The sequence below is a fragment of the Rhabdaerophilum sp. genome (assembly GCF_046092605.1).
Classification (GTDB): domain Bacteria; phylum Pseudomonadota; class Alphaproteobacteria; order Rhizobiales; family Beijerinckiaceae; genus Rhabdaerophilum.
In genome coordinates this window covers 1-16284 of sequence record NZ_JBJTDY010000176.1, presented here as the reverse complement: position 1 = coordinate 16284, position 16284 = coordinate 1, and the positions used below count along the sequence as shown (strand labels likewise).

Below are 16284 nucleotides of genomic sequence, written 5' to 3'. Positions count from 1 at the left end.
CTTCAGGCCGCGGTTTGAAGGGTGGCCGGAAAGCCCGCCTTCCTCAGCGCATCCTGCAACGCTTCCACCGCCACCGGCGTTTCGATGGCAACCGTCCGAGCACCAAGATCGGCCGCGATGCGCGCCTCGGGGTCGAGTTTCTTCACCACGCGCTCGATGGTGCTGACGCAGCCGCCGCAGCCCATATCGGGAACATGAAAATTCGCCATGATCGATTCCTATCCTGAGATTCCTTCATCCTGCGATTGATGCCCCATGCCGGGATTGATCCTGGCCCTTGCGAAAGCCGTCCGGCCGAACCCATATCAGCAAGCACGGGGGGATGTAACGATCACACCCCGGCTTGCACAAGGCTTCGAAGGCATCAGACGCTGACGGCATGAACGCCTCGCCCGCCCTGCCCATTGCCGAGCCCCGCATCTTCGTGGTGGAGGGGATGTCCTGCGCCGCCTGCGCCGCCCGCATCGAGCGTGTGCTGCAGCAGGTCCCGGGCCTCGTTTTCGCCCATGTGAACCTCGCGACCAATCGCGCGCATGTCGCAGCGGGGCCGGATTTTCCAGATGCCCTCGTGATCGAGGCGATCGAGGATGCGGGTTATGCCGCAGCGCGCCTCGACATCCATCGCTCTCCCGGCGTCTCCGCCAGGGCGCAGAATGGCGAAGAGCGCATCAAGGCCCGGCTTTTGCTAGCCACCCTTCTCACGCTGCCCGTTTTCGTGGCCGAGATGGGCGCGCATCTCTTTCCGGCCCTTCATCACGCCCGGGCTGATGTTGTCAGTGATCAGGCCTTCGGGCTCCTGCAAGCCGTGCTCGCGACGCTGCTGCTCCTGGGGCCGGGACGCGATTTCTTCATCGGCGGCTATCGCGCCGTGAAGCATGCCTCGCCGGACATGAATACGCTCGTCTCGCTCGGTGCCGGCGCAGCCTATCTTTTCTCGCTCGTCAGTCTCGCCGGTCCGGCCTGGCTGCCCGAGGAAGCGCGGCACCTCTATTTCGAGCCGGCGATGGTGATCGTGACGCTCGTTTTGCTCGGGCGTTTCATCGAGGGCCGCGCGCGCCGTCGCGCGACCGATTCCATCGAGCGGCTCGCAGCCCTTCGCCCCGCGCGTTGCCGCGTGCGCCGCAATGGCGCGGTGGTCGAGATCCGGCTGGAAGAGGTGCAGCGCGGCGATCTCATCGAAATCCGCCCGGGCGAGCGCATTCCGGTCGATTCCGACATTGTCGAGGGCCAATCCCCCATCGACGAAAGCATGCTGACGGGCGAGCCCCTGCCGGTGTCGCGCGGGCCGGGCGAGCGCGTCATCGGTGGAACGGTCAACCAGACCGGCGCGCTGCTGATCCGCGCCCGCGGCCTCGCGCAGGAAGGCGTTCTGGCCGATATCATCCGCATGGTCGAGGCCGCGCAGGGTTCGCGCCTTCCGATCCAGGCCTTGGTCGATCGCATCACGCGTTTGTTCGTGCCGGGCATCCTGCTCATCGCCATGCTGGCCTTCGCGGGCGGCCTTGCCTTCGGGCCGGCCCCGGCCCTGCCCTTCGCGCTCGTGAATGCCATCGCCGTGCTCATCATCGCCTGCCCCTGCGCGATGGGGCTCGCGACGCCGATCTCGCTGCTGATCGGCACGGGGCGGGCGGCGGAGGCGGGTATTCTCTTCCGCTCAGGCGATGCCCTGCATCGCCTCGCTCATATTCGCCATCTCGCGATGGACAAGACCGGGACGCTGACCGAGGGCAAGCCGCGCATCACGGCAGAGGCCATTCGCTCACCGCTCGGCGCGGACGAGGTTCTGCGGCTCACGGCCTCCGCCGAGGCGCGCTCGGAGCATCCTCTGGCCGTCGCGCTGCTGGAAGAGGCGAGGGCGCGCGGTCTGACGCTCAGCGAAGCCATCGACCTGGCAATCGCACCGGGTGCCGGGCTGCGCGCCACGGTGGATGGCCATGCCGTTCATCTCGGTTCGTCGGCTTACCTGTCCGGAGCGGGGATCATGGTTCCGGCGGATGCGATCGAAATGGCCGGTTCACAGGTTCATGTCGCGATCGATGGCACCTATGCCGCTGCCTTCGTCGTGGCTGATCGCCTGCGTGCCGATGCGCGTGAGGCCGTGGAGCAGCTTCGGGCGCTCGGCCTCACGCTCTCCATCGTGACCGGGGATCAGCCCGCTGGCGCGAAACCGGTCGCGGAGGCTCTGGGCATTTCCGATGTGACCGCCGGTGCGACGCCGGCGGGCAAGGTGGCGGCCCTGGAAGCGCTGACGAAATCCGGCGAGGGCGTTGGCTTTGTGGGCGATGGCATCAATGATGCGCCGGTGCTCGCGGCGGCGGATATCGGCATCGCGATCGGTGGTGGCACGGATGTCGCGATTGCCGCGGCCGATCTCGTGCTGATGCGCCATGATCTGCGCGCCTTGGCGCAGGCCATTCGCATGGCGCGGGCCACCTTGCGCAATATTCGCGAGAATCTCGCCTGGGCCTTCGGCTATAATCTCGCCCTGGTGCCAGTGGCGGCAGGGCTGTTCTACCCGCTTTTTGGCTGGCAGCTTTCGCCCATGCTGGCGGCGCTGGCCATGGCACTGTCATCCCTCAGCGTCGTTCTCAATGCCCTGCGCCTGCGAGTGATCTCTTGAGCCGTCTCATTTCAATTTTCACGGCATGGCAAAGCCCAAGAGCCGAATCGCCGGTTCAGCCTCTTGCAGCGCCTCCTGGAACGCTGTCATTTCCGGGGATGAAACGCGCTTCTCAAGCACCGCAAAATCGTAATGTTCCTCCGCCAGAGGGCGGAAGGCTAGACCGAAGGCCCGCGCGATCGGTTCGATGGTCAGCCCCCAATCCGCGCGCCCCTGCGCGATCGCCGCAGCCACGGCGTGATGCGAGCGCGGCTGGTTGAAATAGCCCTGCGGCTCTGCACCCTGCAACAATCCGTCCATCAGGATGCGCGTTCCCGAGCCGGAATTCCTGTTCACCATCAGGATATCGGGGTCTTCTGCCGCAGATTTAATCACCGTCTCCACTCCCTCCCCCTCAAAGCGTGTATCGCCGCTGCGATAGGCAAGGCCCTGCATGCGCCGCCAGCCCTTGATGAGCGTCATGCCCTGTGAGAGAAAGCCGCGATTGTAATCGCCGCTCTCCGCGTGAAGCAGGTGCATCGGCGCGAGATCGCAATCCCCGCGGCGAAGCGCTGCGAGTCCTCCCATGCTCCCGACCGCGACCACACGCGTGCCGAGGTTCATTCTTGTCAGCCGACTGATGACCTCATCCAGCCCCGAACAATGACTGCCAATGATCGTGAGCTTGGGCACGTGGAGATCGCGGCCGATCAGGCGCACGCAGGCGCGTTCCTGCGCCGGCATCTGATCGGACAAGGCGTCGATGGTGAGGAAGCCGTCGGCCTGAGCAAAGGCCGTGACCGCGCCCGATCCGCGTTGAAGCGGATGGGCCACGAGCCCTTCTTGAGTCTGTGAAAGCGCGACCATCACGAATTCCGTGCGGCCCAGTTCGGAAGGCAGGCGGATGGGCAAGCGCGCATCCACGGTCGCGGCCTGGTGCTCCGGCACGCCACCCAAGCGGCGGATCACCGGCAGCACGATTTCATGCAGCGTGAACATCGCGGAACTCGGGAAGCCCGGCAGCGCCACAACGGCCTTGCCATCGCAGACCGCGAGGCAGAGCGGCTTGCCCGGCTTCAGCGCGACGCCATGGGCCAGAATGCCCGGCGCACCCAGTTCGCCGATCAGCTTGTAGGTGAAATCGCCGGCGCCCTTGGAGGTGCCGCCCGAGAGCATCACCGCATCGCATTCCGCATGCGCGCGTTTCAGCGCCGCGCGCAGCAATTCTGGGTCATCCTTCACGATGCCATAGGGCACGGGTTCGCAGCCGGCCTCGGCGAGCGTGGCGGCAATGGCCGCGCCGTTGGAATCGAAGATCTGCGCCGGGCCCAAGGTTCCGCCCGGCGGCACCAATTCATCGCCCGTGGAAAGCACGGCGATGCGCGGGCGGCGCCAGACGGGCACTTCGGCTTGTCCAATCGCCGCGATCATGGCGAGTTCGCGGGCCGTCAGCGCGACGCCCGGCTCCAGCAGCACCTGCCCGCGCGCGATATCCGAACCGGCGAAGGCGACATGCTGGCCCGGCAAGGCGGCCTTTGCGAAGCGCATGCCGCCGGAGGTTTCCTCGGAATCCTCGATCATCATCACCGCATCCGCGCCGCGCGGCAGCGGCGCGCCGGTGGCGATGGGCGTGGCCGTGCCGGGTTGCAGCGCGAGCCGGGGCGCGCGACCACAGGCGAGAACCTCGTCGTTCAGGCGCAGGGTCACCGGGTTCATGGCATCGGCCATCGCGAGATCCGCTGCGCGAACCGCGAAGCCATCCACACCGGAGCGATCGAAGGGCGGAGTATCGGTTCGCGCCACCACGCGCGCACCCAGCACGCGGCCAAGCGCGCGGTGGAGAGGCAGGTTCTCGAGACCGATCGGCTGCGGGTTCAGGGCGGCGAGGAAGCGCGCATGGGCTTCATCCCGCGAGAGCACCTGCAGGAACTGCTCCTGCGGGGAGATGGAACGGTCGGTCATCACACAGGCATCCGGTCAAACATGGTCGAAAAACCTCCACCAAGCGGCAAAAGGGTGATCTCCGCGCCAGCGGGCTGGCCCTCGGAACCGGCGGGGAGCAATGATACGGCCTGGCTTTCCGCAAGCGTTGCCAGGGTGCAATCCCCGATTTCCAGCGGCAGCCATGCCTCGCCCTCGCGGCGCAGGAAGGCGAGTTCGGTGAAGCCGATGCCAGAAACAAGCTTGCCGGCAAGGCGTCCCCGGGATTGAACCAACCCCGCCCCGGAAAGCGAGGCCAGAACCGGCAGCGCCACGGCATGCCAGAGTCCGGCTGCCTCCGCGAGATCGGGCGGGATAGCGAGCCTGATCGTTTCGGCATGGCGATGCAGGGCGCCAAAACGTCCCGGCTTCAAGGCCAGGCGCGCCTCGCGAAGAGGGCAGGCTTCGATCTGGAATTGTGCCTTAGCCGGGCCGGTGATCATCAACCCAAGGGCGCCCGCCCAGCCCGCCAGGAGATGGCGGACCGCATCCGGCAAGGCTCTATCGAGGTTCACCGCCACGCGGCGCACCCGAATGGCGGGCACATTCATGGCGAGCAGCAAAGCCTGTTCCATCGGCCCGATCCGTGATCCCTCCCGGAGCAGGGCTCGGCCGGCCGGCCAATCCTGCCCTTTGCGGCGAATTCCCTCGCCCGGGCGAATTGTCGCGAAAGCCTCACACCCCCTCGCCGAGGCGACCACGGTTTGCGCGGGGAGCACGGCATCCGCGCCGTCCGGCAAGGCGTCGCCGGCGGCAAGGCAGGGCGTGGAAGCCGGCAAGATCGCCGGCTCATAGGCCGTCGCGCCAATCAGCATCCGCGAGCGCACCGCATAGCCCGGTTCGCGCGCGAAGGCCATTTGCGGCCAGCCCTCGGCCATCCGCACGTCTTCCGCCGCAATCGCCCCCAAGGCAGCGTCCGGATGGACCTCAACAGCGGCAACAGGTGCAGGCCCTGAGGGCAGGATTTCGGCGAGGGGGAGCAGGCGGGACGCGTTCATGGCAATCGATTTAGGTCGGAAGCGGCCGCTTGTCGCGGGGTCATGTGCGAAATCCGGCCAGATTGCCCGGCGGTCGCGCAATCTGCGCATGCAGCGAGCCCCTTTTCATCCGGCCTGTGACGCGTCACAACAAGCAGGACCGAACAAGGAAAGCCTCGCCCATGCCTGTCGAAGTCCTGCCGCTCGACCCTGCGTTCCGCACTGCGCTCGAGGGCATCACCACCGCGACGCTCACGACGGTGCTGCTGAAGAAGGGCCTGCGCAATGTGTGGGTTCGCGGCGGCATGCCGTTGCGCCCCGGAGAGATGCGGAAAGTGGGCCGGGCCTTCACCCTTCGTTTTGTGCCCGCGCGCGAGGATCTCGCGACGCCCGAGAGCTGGTCGTCGCCCATTTCCACCCGCGCGGCCATCGAGGCCATGCCGGAAGGCGTGATCGCGGTCGTCGATTCCATGGGCGCGAAGGATGCCGGGATTTTCGGTGACATTCTCTGCGCGCGCATGGCGAAGCGGAAGGTGACGGCGCTTGTGACCGATGGCGTGGTGCGCGATCTCGCGGGCGTGCTCAGCACGGGCCTTCCGGTCTGGTGCTCCGGGGCGGCGGCGCCGCCTTCGGTGGCGGGGCTCACTTTCGTGGGCTGGCAGGAGGGCATTGGCTGTGGTGGCGTGGCGATCTTCCCGAACGACGTGATCGTGGCGGATGCCGATGGCGCGGTAGTGATCCCGCAGGCGCTTTTGGAGGCTGTCACAACGGCCTCCGTCGAACAGGAGCGCATGGAGGGCTGGATCATGGGCGAGGTGGAAAAGGGCGTGCCCCTGCCCGGCCTCTACCCCATGAATGCCGAGACCAGGGCCCGTTACGACGCGACGAGGGCCTGAACCATGCGCCTCGATTCTTCCGCCGCTGGCGTCTTCCCGATCTCGCCCACGCCCTTCCTGCCGGACGGGGCGATCGACTGGGCCAGCGCAGAAAAGCTCTTTGCCTTCTACGACGCCATCGGCAGCGATGGTGTCACCGTGCTCGGCATCATGGGCGAGGCACCGAAACTCGAGCCGGGGGAAGCGCTCCAGTTGCTGAAGCTCGCGGTGAAGCATCTTGCGGGCAAGCCGGTGATCGTCGGCGTTTCGGCGCCGGGTTTTGCCGCCATGCGCAGCCTTGCACGTGAGGCCATGGAGGCCGGTGCGGCCGGCGTGATGATCGCGCCGCCGAACACCTTGCGTACCGATGACCAGATCGCCGTCTATTATGCGCAGGCGATCGAGGCGATCGGCACGGATGTTCCCGTGGTGGTGCAGGATTATCCGTTGATCACCAATGTCGTCATGACACCAGGGGTCATCCGCCGCATCGTGAGCGAGAATGCCTCGGTGGTGATGCTCAAGGCCGAGGATTGGCCGGGCCTCGAGAAGATCTCCACCTTACGGAAGGCACAAGGGGAGGGCGCGCTGCGGCCCATTGCCATTCTTGTTGCCAATGGCGGGCTCTTCCTCGATTTCGAGATGGAACGTGGCGCGGATGGCTCGAATACGGGCTATGCTTTCCCGGAAATGCTGATCGACGTGGTGCGGCTCTCGAAGGCGGGAAGGCGCGATGCGGCACATGACCTTTTTGATGCGCATCTGCCCCTGCTGCGCTACGAGCAGCAGCCGGGCGTTGGCCTCGCCGTGCGGAAATACGTGCTGATGCGGCGCGGGCTTCTTGCCTCGGATGCCCAGCGCAAGCCGGGCACCGCGATGAGCGCGACCGCGAAAGCGGAAGTGGATTACCTGCTTGCGCGCCTCGCCCGGCATGACAAGCGCGCGGCTCTGTGAGGACTGCGCTGCAAAATCATTGACGTTTCAGCACTTTTCGCTATCGACGCGGGGCGCGCGCCCGGAGGCCCCATGAGCGAAACCTATGTGTTGACCGTTTCCTGCGCCAATCGGCCCGGCATCGTGGCGGCCGTGGCGAATGCCTTGTTCGAGGAAGGGCGCAACATTCTCGATGCACAGCAATTCGACGACATTTTCACCAATCGCTTCTTCATGCGCATGGTCTTCGATGGCGGCGATGGCGACCCGGCCAAGCGGCTTGCACCGGTGGCCAATCGCTTCGCGATGCATTGGTCGCTTCGCGCGCTCCACCAGCGCAAGAAGGTGATGGTGCTGGTCTCGAAATTCGACCATTGCCTCGCCGACCTGCTGTATCGCCACCGCATCGGCGAATTGAACATGGATCTCGTGGGCATCGTCTCGAACCACGCCGCAAGCGATCTCGCGGGCATCGATCTCGGGGGAATTCCGTTCCACCGCCTCCCGGTGACCAGGGAAACGAAGCTCGAGCAGGAAACCGCGATCTGGAACCTCGTGCGCGAAACGAGCACGGATTTCGTGGTGCTCGCGCGCTACATGCAGGTTCTGTCGGATGGCCTCTCGGCGAAACTCGCCGGGCGCTGCATCAACATCCATCACTCCTTCCTGCCAGGATTCAAGGGCGCAAAGCCGTATCACCAGGCCCATGCGCGCGGCGTGAAGCTGATCGGCGCGACCGCGCATTTCGTGACGAGCGACCTCGATGAAGGGCCGATCATCGAGCAGGATGTCGAGCGCATCAGCCATCGGGACAGCCCGGACGACCTGATCCGCAAGGGGCGGGATATCGAACGGCGCGTTCTCGCGCGCGCCGTCCGCTTGCTGCTGGAAGACCGGGTCCTGCTCAACGGCAAGACCACGGTTGTATTCCCGGATTAAGCGGCATCGGCCTTCAGCACGCCACGGCGGATCTGGTCTTCCTCGATGCTCTCGAAAAGCGCGCGGAAATTGCCTTCGCCGAAGCCGTCATCGCCCTTCCGCTGGATGAACTCGAAGAAGATCGGGCCGATCACGGTCTTCGAGAAGATCTGCAGCAGGATCTTCGTCTCGCCGCCGCCAACCACCCCTTCGCCGTCAATCAGGATGCCGTGCTTCTTCATATGCGCGATCGGCTCCTCATGGCCGGGTACGCGGGCATGGCTCTTCTCGTAATAGGTATCCGGCGGGCCTGGCATGAAGCGGATGCCATTCTCGGCCAGGCGATCGGTCGCCGAATAGATGTCCTCGGTCGCGACAGCGATGTGCTGGATGCCCTCGCCCTTGTATTTCTTCAGGTATTCCTCGATCTGGCTGTGCTCGTCCGCGCTCTCGTTGATGGGGATGCGGATGCGCCCGCAGGGGCTCGTCAGCGCGCGGGAGAACAGGCCCGTCAGCTTCCCCTCGATGTCGAAGAAGCGGATCTGCCGGAAATTGAAGAGCTTGATGTAGAAATTCGACCACTTGTCCATGTTCCCGCGGAACACATTGTGGGTGAGGTGATCGAGATAGTAGAAGCCCACGCCAGCGGGCTTCGGGTCTTCGGCGCCGAGCCAGGTGAAGTCGTCGTTCGAATAGACCGAGCCCTTTGCGCCGTATCTGTCGACAAAATAAAGCAGCGAACCGCCGATGCCCTTGATGGCCGGCACATCGAGCACCTTGTCGGTGCCGTTATAGGGCTCCGCGCCATTCTTCACGGCATGTGCGAAGGCGTGCTGCGCATCCACCACGCGCCAGGCCATCGAGGGGGCGCAGGGGCCGTGCTCGGCCACGAACTTCGCCGCGAAGCTCTCGGAATCCGCATTCAGGATGTAATTGATGTCACCCTGCCGATAGATTGTGATCGACTTCTTCTTGTGCCGCGCGACCGGCTTGTAGCCCATCTGCTGGAAGAGGATCGCCAGCTTCTCCGGCTGGGGATGGGCGAATTCGACGAATTCGAAACCATCCGTGCCGGCCGGGTTCTCGGCGGTGATGGTGGCGGGCGGGGCTTCGTGCGGAAAGGGACCCATGGCATTTCCTCGCTGGCGGGAGCTTTTTTGCTCCAGGCTGATCTGAAGAAACCAGAATGCACGCATTCGCACGCAAGGTGCGTGCATTCTCGCGCGGATTGCGCGCCAAATCAGGCGATATCTTGCGTATCAATCCTTTTTCATGCACAAATCATGCATGGATCATTTCGATATCAAGCTTCTCGATGCGCTCCAGCGCGATGGCCGCCTCACCAACAACGAGCTGGCGGAGAAGGTGGGGCTCTCGCCTTCGCAATGTTCGCGCCGCCGCAGCCAGCTCGAGGAGGAGGGCGCCATCCGCGGCTACCATGCCGCGCTCGAGCCGGGCGCCCTCGGCTTCGGTGTCATCGCCTTCGTGCAGGTGACGCTCGCGACCCATTCGCCGGACAATGCCCGGCGTTTCCAACAACTGGTGGAACGGGTGGACGAGGTGCAGGAGGCCTTCGCGGTGACCGGCGAGGCGGATTACCTCGTGAAGATGGTCGCGCCCGATCTTCCTTCTCTGGCGACCTTGCTGAACGACATCTTCCTGCCGCATGAAAGCGTGGCGCATGTCCGCTCTTCGATCGCATTGACCACGCTGAAGGACAGCCGTTTGTTGCCGGTTTCGCGCAAGGCGTCACACCGCTAAGCCAAAGGCTGTCATTTGGCCATAATCCGGCTAGATAACGGAGATCAGGCCGGTGGACGCGCCGCGCCTCATGCCTCGGGGAATATCCAGCACATGCCTGCACTTGCCTCCTGCCGCGCGATTGCCCTTGCCATCGCCGCCATTTCCGTTGCTGCACTCGCGCTCAACCTCCTGGGGGCCCTGCCCGGCGTGCCCTTCTACATCTCGCTGGGGGGCCTCGCGCTGGCGGCGGGCATCTTCACCACGCCGGGTGTCGGCGCGTTCCTGACCTTCTTCATCGTGTTCTACGGCCTCGGCTATATCGGCCTGATGGCCGTGCTGATGCTCGGCGGCCTACTCGACTTTGGCTGGGTGGCGCAAATCCCGCCGCTGACCGCCCTCACATCCGCCGCCTTCGGCCTGCTCGCGATCCTGCTCGCGCGATTGCCGGCGACGCGCGAGGTCTTCCAGATCGCCGATCCCTATTTCGAGACCCGTGACCGGGGAGTGATCCGCCTGAAGCCTCTACCGCAATTCGCGGCTTCCGAACGCTGGATCGCCTATGTGCTTCTGGGCGTTATTATCCTCATCAACCTCGCGCAGGTGGGAATCTCGGTTCGCCTGAACCAGTGGAACCGGGAATGGTTCGATTCCATACAGGCGAAGAACGCCGGCGAATTCTGGCGGTTGCTCTACCAGATCTGGGTTCCAATTGTGGTCGTTCTGATCGTCTCGAACATCATCGAGTTCGTGATGGTCTCGGTGTTCAAGATCCGCTGGCGCGACTGGATGACCCGGCGGCTCACCGCTCGCTGGCTCGATGATGGGGCGCATTATCGCCTGCAATTCGAGCGCAATGTCGACAACCCCGACCAGCGCATCCAGGAAGACGTTCGAAAATACACGGAAACAACCTATTCGCTGACCGTCTCGATGATCTCGCAGATATCCTCGCTGGTCTCGTTCTCGGTCATTCTCTGGGGCCTGTCGGCCAACCTGCCCTTTCCTTCAGAAAGCTTCAGGATTCCGGGTTTTCTGTTCTGGATCGCGCTGATCTATGCCGCCGTGGGCACCATCATCACACATTTCATTGGCCGTCGGCTGATCCGGCTGAATTTCGAACAGGAGCGCTACGAAGCGAATTTCCGCTACATGCTCGCGCGCCTCCGGGAATTCAACGAGCCCGTGGCCTTGCTGAGCGGAGAAGGCGCCGAGCGTAAGCGGCTTTCTGAGAGGTTCGGCCAGGTCATCCGCAATTTCATGGAGATCGTTGCCGTACAGAAGTGGCTCTCGGCCTTCATCCAGTTCTATGGTTCCGCCAACAGCGTCATTCCCATTGTCATCACCGCGCCGTTCTATTTTCTCGGCAACATCACGCTCGGCGTGCTGACCCAGACGGCAGGTGCCTTTGCTCGCGTGGATGCAGCGCTCTCCTTCTTCATCGATCGCTATGCGATGCTGGCGGATTACAAGGCCGTTTGTGATCGCCTCAACACCTTCGAGCAATCGATCGACGAGGCTCACAAATCCAAGGCCAGCTCGAAGATCAAGAGCGCGCCGAATGGCAGCAATGCCCTCGGCATTCCGGCGCTCAGGCTGGCCCTGCCCTCCGGCCAGCCCATGCTCGACGTGAAGGACCTCACCATCCTTGCAGGCGAGCGCACCCTGCTCACGGGCCCTTCGGGCTCGGGCAAATCGACGCTCTTCCGCGCGATCGCGGGCATCTGGCCCTTTGGCGATGGCCGGATCGACCTGCCTTCCGATGGCGCGATCATGCTTCTGCCGCAGCGCCCCTACATTCCCATAGGCACGCTGCGCGAGGCGGTGAGCTACCCGGCAACGAATGGCAGCTTCAGCGATGACGCGATCCGCGATGCCCTGACGCGCGTGCATCTCACGCATTTGCTGGGCCGGCTGGACGAGGCCACGAACTGGTCGCAGGTTCTTTCCGGCGGCGAGCAGCAGCGGCTCGCCGTGGCGCGCGCGATTCTTGCCCGACCGGGCTGGCTTTTCCTCGATGAGGCCACCTCTGCCCTTGATGAAGGGCTGGAAGCAGCAGTCTACAAGGCCCTGCACGATGCCCTGCCGCAGACCACCCTCGTCTCGATCGGCCACCGTTCCAGCCTCATCGCGATGCACGATCGACGCATCGATCTTCACAAGCGGGAGGATGGGCTTTTCACGCCGCGCGAGGTTCAGCCGCATACGGCCTGAAATATCATCCCGGGCCTGTGATCCAGCCGAGGGGCCGCACGTAAAGAACAATGCGGTGCTGAGCCGCGGGTTGTCGCGAAACATTCCCCCGATTCGCCAACCAGTTTGAGGCCGCCAATCCCCCTGGCGGCCTCTTCCTTTTCAGCGGCTCGCTTCATGCCGCGTCATTCGCGGTTTTTCTGCTTCATGCCGCGTCATTCCCGGTTCTTGTCCTTCATGCCGCGTCATTCGCGGGTTTTTTTATGCCGCGTCATTCGCGGCTTGCGGGGGCAGCGCTGCGGAGAGCCGGTCGAAGAGCGGATTCTCCGGGCTGAAGGCATATTCCGGCGAGGCAACAAGCACGCGCCGCGCACCGGCCGCCACCAGCCTGTCCGCGAGATGGGGCACATGGCCCCTGGACACCAGCAGGCTCACGATGCCGGCGCCGCCATCGAGCAGGATTTCGCCGCCGAGTTCGGTGATCTCGCGCGCCAGCGCCTCCGGCACGCCCCCTTGGAGGAAGGCGCGCAGTTCGCGTCGCGTGGAGGCTTCCTTCTCGGCATGGATGCGCGCGAGAACCTGACGCGCGGCCTCGCGATGACCGGCATTCCAGTTCGCGATGCGGCTCGCGGCCAGCCAGGCCTCGGATCTCAGCATGATGCCATCATCGAGAACCTTCAGCGCATTGGCGGCGAGCGTGGAGCCTGTCGTGGTGATATCCACGATGCAATCCGCCGTGCCAGCCGCAGGGGCGCCTTCCGTGGCGCCCAGGCTTTCGACGATCCGGTAATCCGCGATGCCATGCCGCTTGAAGAAGCGTCGCGTGAGATTGATGTATTTCGTCGCCACGCGAAGGCGCCGGCCCTTGTCATGGCGGAAACCGGCCGCGACATCCTCGATATCGGCCATGGCATGCACATCGATCCAGGCCTGCGGGACCGCGACAACGACATTCGCGAAGCCGAAGCCGAGCGGCACCAGCATCTCCACTTTCGCCTTGGGATCGGGCAGCGCCTCCTCGATGAGATCCGCGCCCGTCAGGCCGAAATGCACCGAGCCGCGCGCCAGTTCCGCGACGATCTCGCTGGCCGAGAGAAAGGCGATCTCCACGCCATCAAGGCCGGAAATCGCGCCGCGATAATCGCGCGCGCCGCGTGCCTGGCTCACATTCAGGCCGGCCTTCGCGAAGAAGGCGAAGGCATTTTCCTGCAGCCGCCCCTTGGAGGGCAGGCCGATGATCAGCGGATTGCTCATGGCGCGTCTCCCGCAAGGCGTTCAAGCCAGATCGCCGCGCCGATGGCCGGCACCTCGTGGCCAAGCCGCTCGAAGAGCCGGTCGTAGCGCCCGCCGGCTGCCACCGGGCGATCCGTGCCAGCCCGCCGCAGCTCGAAGACGAAGCCGGACTAATAATCGAGATTGCGCGCAAAACCGGCCGAAGCCTGCAACGTGGAAAGCGTGAAGCCCCTTGCTTCGAGGAAGCCCGTGCGCAAATCGAAGCGTTCGAGCACCGCGGAGAGGTCGAGCCCCGCCTCCTCCGCCAAAGCGCGCACCGCGCGCGAGACTTGATCCGGCTCGCCGGAAATCGAAAGGAAGCGCTTCAGGATCGCCTTCGGTTCCTCGCCCAACGCCTGCGAATCCTCGCGCGCGCGGTCAAGGAAGCGGCTCGCAATATCCTCCGCCGAACGCCCCCCAACGGCCGAGATGCCGGCGAGCGAGAGCAGGTCCTTCACGAAGGCCTTGGCCTCCCCGGGGTCGGCATCCTTCAGCGCATCCAGCACGCCGGAATAGCGTGCAAGACCCTTGGCCTCGGGCCTTCCACCGGCGAGCGGGGCCTCGAGCAACGCCTCGATCCGCCCCTCGCCGAGCGCGAGGCTGAGGCGGCGCGCGAGAACGGGCGAGAGGTTCAACGTCTCGATGAGGCGCGCGAACAGCGCAAGATCGCCCACGCGAAGGGTGAGCCCCTCCGCGCCGATTTCATCCGTCACCGCGCCATGCACTTCCGCGAGCAGATCGGCATCCGCCGCCTCGCGATCCGTCCGCCCGAGGGATTCGGCGCTGAATTGCCAGAACTCGGCATTCTCGCCGGGGCGCTGGCGAAATACCGGGCCGAGGAAGGCGAGATCCGCCCGCCGCCCGACGACACCGGATTTCAGATAGGCCAGAGCGGCGGGAATGGTGAATTCCGGCCTGAGACACAATTCCTCGCCCTCGTCATCAGAGGTGACGAAGAGGCGGCGGCGGATATCCTCGCCCGAGAGCTCCAGGAAGGGCTCGGCGGGCTGGAGCACCGGCACGTCCGATGCCGCATAGCCCACGCGGGCGAAACGCGCGACGAGGCGCGCCCCCAGCGCATTCACGCCGTTTTCAGCCCAAGCGCCCCGCGCGAGGCGCGCCGTGCCGGAGTTTCGCCGTTGGTCCATCACCATCCCCAAACCTCGATTTTCGACCCGCTTCTATCAGCGCGCGCGCGAGAAGGCGACGACAAGTTCGAAACGGGATGAATCGTTTTGGTGTGTTCCTGTCATTCCCGAAGCGGCGTGGGCCGCGAGCGGGAATCCACGGACGCAACCGTCACGCCCGGGCTTGGCCCGAGCATCCACGTCTTGTCTTGAAGCCGGGAAAGACGTGGATGGCCGGAACAGGTCCGGCCATGACGCCCGTGGCTCAGCGATGCCGGGCGAGAACCTCGCGCACCTTCTCAACAACCTCTGAAATCTTCGCAGGGAATTGCGCCTCGGCCTGCTTGGCGAGGTATTCGGTGCGGTCCTTGATGTCGGTGAGGGTCGCGCCGAGGATGAGGTCTTTCACCTGCACAATCCCAGCCTTCCGCTCATCTTCACCTTGAGTGAGGACGACACGAGAATTTCGACGGTCGGCGTATTTAAATTGCGCTTTCAAGCCAGATGGACCGAGATAAAGCTCCGCAGGGATGCCTGCCGGGTTGCCCTTCTCATCCTTGGCATTGCGAAGGAGAGAGACGATTTGCTGTAGCGACGCCATAGCCTCGGCATTTCCGCGATCCTGCGGCATGAGAGTCACGACAACAGGGCCTTCCACCTCACCGGTTTTCTCGCCGCGCATCTCCGCGAGCTTGTCGAGCGCGGCGCGCAAGCGCGACACACCGATCGAAAAGCCCGTGGCCGGCACGGGCTCGTCGAGAAAGCGCGAGACAAGGCCATCGTAGCGCCCGCCGCCGCCCACCGAGCCGAAGCGGATGGGCCGGCCCTCCTCATCCTTCACCTCGAAGAGCAGTTCGGCCTCAAAAACCGGGCCGGTGTAATATTCGAGGCCGCGCACGACGGAAGGGTCGATGCGGATGCGGTCCCGAAAGTATCCAGATGATTCTACGAGTTCTGCGATTTGACGGAGTTCTGCCAGACCTTCCTTAGAAGTGGGATTGCTAAAAGAGCGCTCCAGGGCGCCGACAACTCCGAGATTGTTAGCTAGAAAGAATGAGGCCGAACCACCTTCGGGAGCAACAAACTCCATAATCTCTGAGCCGGTCGCGTTTGCACGTTGAAGACGCTGATCGGGTGTAAGATTTGTAACGTCTTCAAGAGGTTGGCCACCGCTACGAGCAAGTTTTTGGAAGTTGCAGAAGGTCTCGATGCCTTCGATCTGATCCGCGTTTAGCCCGGCGCCTTTCGTGAAGTCACCGCTTTCGTCGCGTCGTCCCGGACCTAGGAGTTTCGCAACTTCGGACCAAGCAAATTTATCCGCCTTATCGATGGCTCGCAGGACGGTCAGCTTCTGGTCATCTCGAACGCCAGCAGCCTCCATCACACCATCCAGGATCTTCCGGTTATTGACCTTGATGACATAGAGCGGGCGCTTGTTCCCGTTCGCGTCCAATTCAAACAGCCCGAGGCTGTCCAGCGTATCCGCCGCCATCATGCAGATTTCGGCATCGGCCGCGACACTTGCAGCGCCCACCGTATCCGCATCGAACTGCATGAACTGGCGGAAGCGGCCGGGGCCGGGCTTCTCGTTGCGGAACACCCAGCCGGCGCGATAGCTGCGATAGGGTTTCGGCAGGTTCTGCCAGTTCTCCGCGCAGTAACGGGCGAGC

The 16284-nt window shown here is 64.3% G+C and carries 13 protein-coding genes and 1 pseudogene; 6 read left to right on the top strand and 8 right to left on the bottom strand.

Annotated features, from left to right (window positions below):
• Positions 1 to 2: 2 nt before the first annotated feature.
• Positions 3 to 209 carry a heavy-metal-associated domain-containing protein gene (locus ACKODO_RS13650; RefSeq protein WP_408983986.1) on the bottom strand — a complete coding sequence of 69 codons (207 nt, stop codon included), beginning with the start codon at positions 207 to 209 and terminating at the stop codon, positions 3 to 5.
• Positions 210 to 379: 170 nt separating this feature from the next.
• Here ACKODO_RS13650 and ACKODO_RS13645 point away from each other — a divergent pair, with 170 nt between their 5' ends.
• The gene (locus ACKODO_RS13645) at positions 380 to 2620 is read left to right on the top strand and encodes a heavy metal translocating P-type ATPase (RefSeq protein WP_408983985.1); all 2241 of its coding nucleotides are present in this window, start codon (positions 380 to 382) and stop codon (positions 2618 to 2620) included.
• Between the two features lie 18 nt (positions 2621 to 2638).
• Here ACKODO_RS13645 and ACKODO_RS13640 read toward each other — a convergent pair whose 3' ends face one another.
• Both ACKODO_RS13640 and ACKODO_RS13635 read right to left on the bottom strand, forming a co-directional pair.
• The gene (locus tag ACKODO_RS13640) at positions 2639 to 4561 is read right to left on the bottom strand and encodes a molybdopterin biosynthesis protein (protein ID WP_408983984.1); all 1923 of its coding nucleotides are present in this window, start codon (positions 4559 to 4561) and stop codon (positions 2639 to 2641) included.
• On the bottom strand, positions 4561 to 5577 hold the full coding sequence (locus tag ACKODO_RS13635) for a hypothetical protein (protein ID WP_408983983.1): 1017 nt from the start codon (positions 5575 to 5577) through the stop codon (positions 4561 to 4563). The genes ACKODO_RS13640 and ACKODO_RS13635 overlap by 1 nt, the downstream gene beginning before the upstream one ends.
• 161 nt (positions 5578 to 5738) lie before the next feature.
• On the opposite strand from ACKODO_RS13635, the gene ACKODO_RS13630 reads away from it, so the two are divergent.
• From ACKODO_RS13630 to purU, 3 genes are all read left to right on the top strand, one after another.
• A complete protein-coding gene (locus ACKODO_RS13630; protein ID WP_408983982.1) occupies positions 5739 to 6452 on the top strand; it encodes a ribonuclease activity regulator RraA in 714 nt (237 codons plus the stop codon).
• Between the two features lie 3 nt (positions 6453 to 6455).
• A complete protein-coding gene (locus tag ACKODO_RS13625) occupies positions 6456 to 7385 on the top strand; it encodes a dihydrodipicolinate synthase family protein (protein WP_408983981.1) in 930 nt (309 codons plus the stop codon).
• 72 nt (positions 7386 to 7457) lie between these two features.
• Entirely contained in the window at positions 7458 to 8303 is an 846-nt protein-coding gene (gene purU / locus ACKODO_RS13620) for a formyltetrahydrofolate deformylase (protein WP_408983980.1), read from the top strand.
• Here purU and hppD read toward each other — a convergent pair.
• Positions 8300 to 9412: a 4-hydroxyphenylpyruvate dioxygenase gene (gene hppD, locus ACKODO_RS13615; protein ID WP_408983979.1), complete on the bottom strand. Its 1113-nt coding sequence runs from the start codon at positions 9410 to 9412 to the stop codon at positions 8300 to 8302. The two genes, purU and hppD, sit on opposite strands and share 4 nt — an antisense overlap.
• Positions 9413 to 9569: 157 nt before the next feature.
• Between hppD and ACKODO_RS13610 the strand changes: the two genes are divergently transcribed.
• Positions 9570 to 10043: an Lrp/AsnC family transcriptional regulator gene (locus tag ACKODO_RS13610; RefSeq protein WP_408983978.1), complete on the top strand. Its 474-nt coding sequence runs from the start codon at positions 9570 to 9572 to the stop codon at positions 10041 to 10043.
• Positions 10044 to 10136: 93 nt separating this feature from the next.
• Positions 10137 to 12236, top strand: coding sequence for an ABC transporter ATP-binding protein/permease (locus ACKODO_RS13605; protein WP_408983977.1), 2100 nt, complete (start codon positions 10137 to 10139; stop codon positions 12234 to 12236).
• 240 nt (positions 12237 to 12476) lie between these two features.
• On the opposite strand, the gene hisG is transcribed toward ACKODO_RS13605, so the two are convergent.
• The 4 genes and pseudogenes from hisG to ACKODO_RS13585 all read right to left on the bottom strand — a co-directional run.
• Positions 12477 to 13469 (bottom strand): ATP phosphoribosyltransferase, encoded by a 993-nt coding sequence (gene hisG, locus ACKODO_RS13600; protein ID WP_408983976.1) that lies wholly within the window; start codon positions 13467 to 13469, stop codon positions 12477 to 12479.
• Positions 13466 to 13606, bottom strand: a pseudogene (locus tag ACKODO_RS13595) (ATP phosphoribosyltransferase regulatory subunit); the annotation flags it as partial. The pseudogene ACKODO_RS13595 and the gene hisG, both read right to left, overlap by 4 nt.
• 12 nt (positions 13607 to 13618) lie before the next feature.
• Entirely contained in the window at positions 13619 to 14635 is a 1017-nt protein-coding gene (locus ACKODO_RS13590; RefSeq protein ID WP_408983975.1) for an ATP phosphoribosyltransferase regulatory subunit, read from the bottom strand.
• 244 nt (positions 14636 to 14879) lie between these two features.
• The coding region (locus tag ACKODO_RS13585; protein ID WP_408983974.1) for a histidine--tRNA ligase at positions 14880 to 16284 on the bottom strand (1405 nt) is incomplete at its 5' end.

Bases quoted from the DNA above. Each gene is read 5' to 3' on its own strand.
- ACKODO_RS13650 (WP_408983986.1), bottom strand. From the start codon at position 209: ATGGCGAATTTTCATGTTCCCGATATGGGCTGCGGCGGCTGCGTCAGC.
- ACKODO_RS13645 (WP_408983985.1), top strand. From the start codon at position 380: ATGAACGCCTCGCCCGCCCTGCCCATTGCCGAGCCCCGCATCTTCGTG.
- ACKODO_RS13640 (WP_408983984.1), bottom strand. From the start codon at position 4,561: ATGACCGACCGTTCCATCTCCCCGCAGGAGCAGTTCCTGCAGGTGCTC.
- ACKODO_RS13635 (WP_408983983.1), bottom strand. From the start codon at position 5,577: ATGAACGCGTCCCGCCTGCTCCCCCTCGCCGAAATCCTGCCCTCAGGG.
- ACKODO_RS13630 (WP_408983982.1), top strand. From the start codon at position 5,739: ATGCCTGTCGAAGTCCTGCCGCTCGACCCTGCGTTCCGCACTGCGCTC.
- ACKODO_RS13625 (WP_408983981.1), top strand. From the start codon at position 6,456: ATGCGCCTCGATTCTTCCGCCGCTGGCGTCTTCCCGATCTCGCCCACG.
- purU (WP_408983980.1), top strand. From the start codon at position 7,458: ATGAGCGAAACCTATGTGTTGACCGTTTCCTGCGCCAATCGGCCCGGC.
- hppD (WP_408983979.1), bottom strand. From the start codon at position 9,412: ATGGGTCCCTTTCCGCACGAAGCCCCGCCCGCCACCATCACCGCCGAG.
- ACKODO_RS13610 (WP_408983978.1), top strand. From the start codon at position 9,570: ATGGATCATTTCGATATCAAGCTTCTCGATGCGCTCCAGCGCGATGGC.
- ACKODO_RS13605 (WP_408983977.1), top strand. From the start codon at position 10,137: ATGCCTGCACTTGCCTCCTGCCGCGCGATTGCCCTTGCCATCGCCGCC.
- hisG (WP_408983976.1), bottom strand. From the start codon at position 13,469: ATGAGCAATCCGCTGATCATCGGCCTGCCCTCCAAGGGGCGGCTGCAG.
- ACKODO_RS13590 (WP_408983975.1), bottom strand. From the start codon at position 14,635: ATGGACCAACGGCGAAACTCCGGCACGGCGCGCCTCGCGCGGGGCGCT.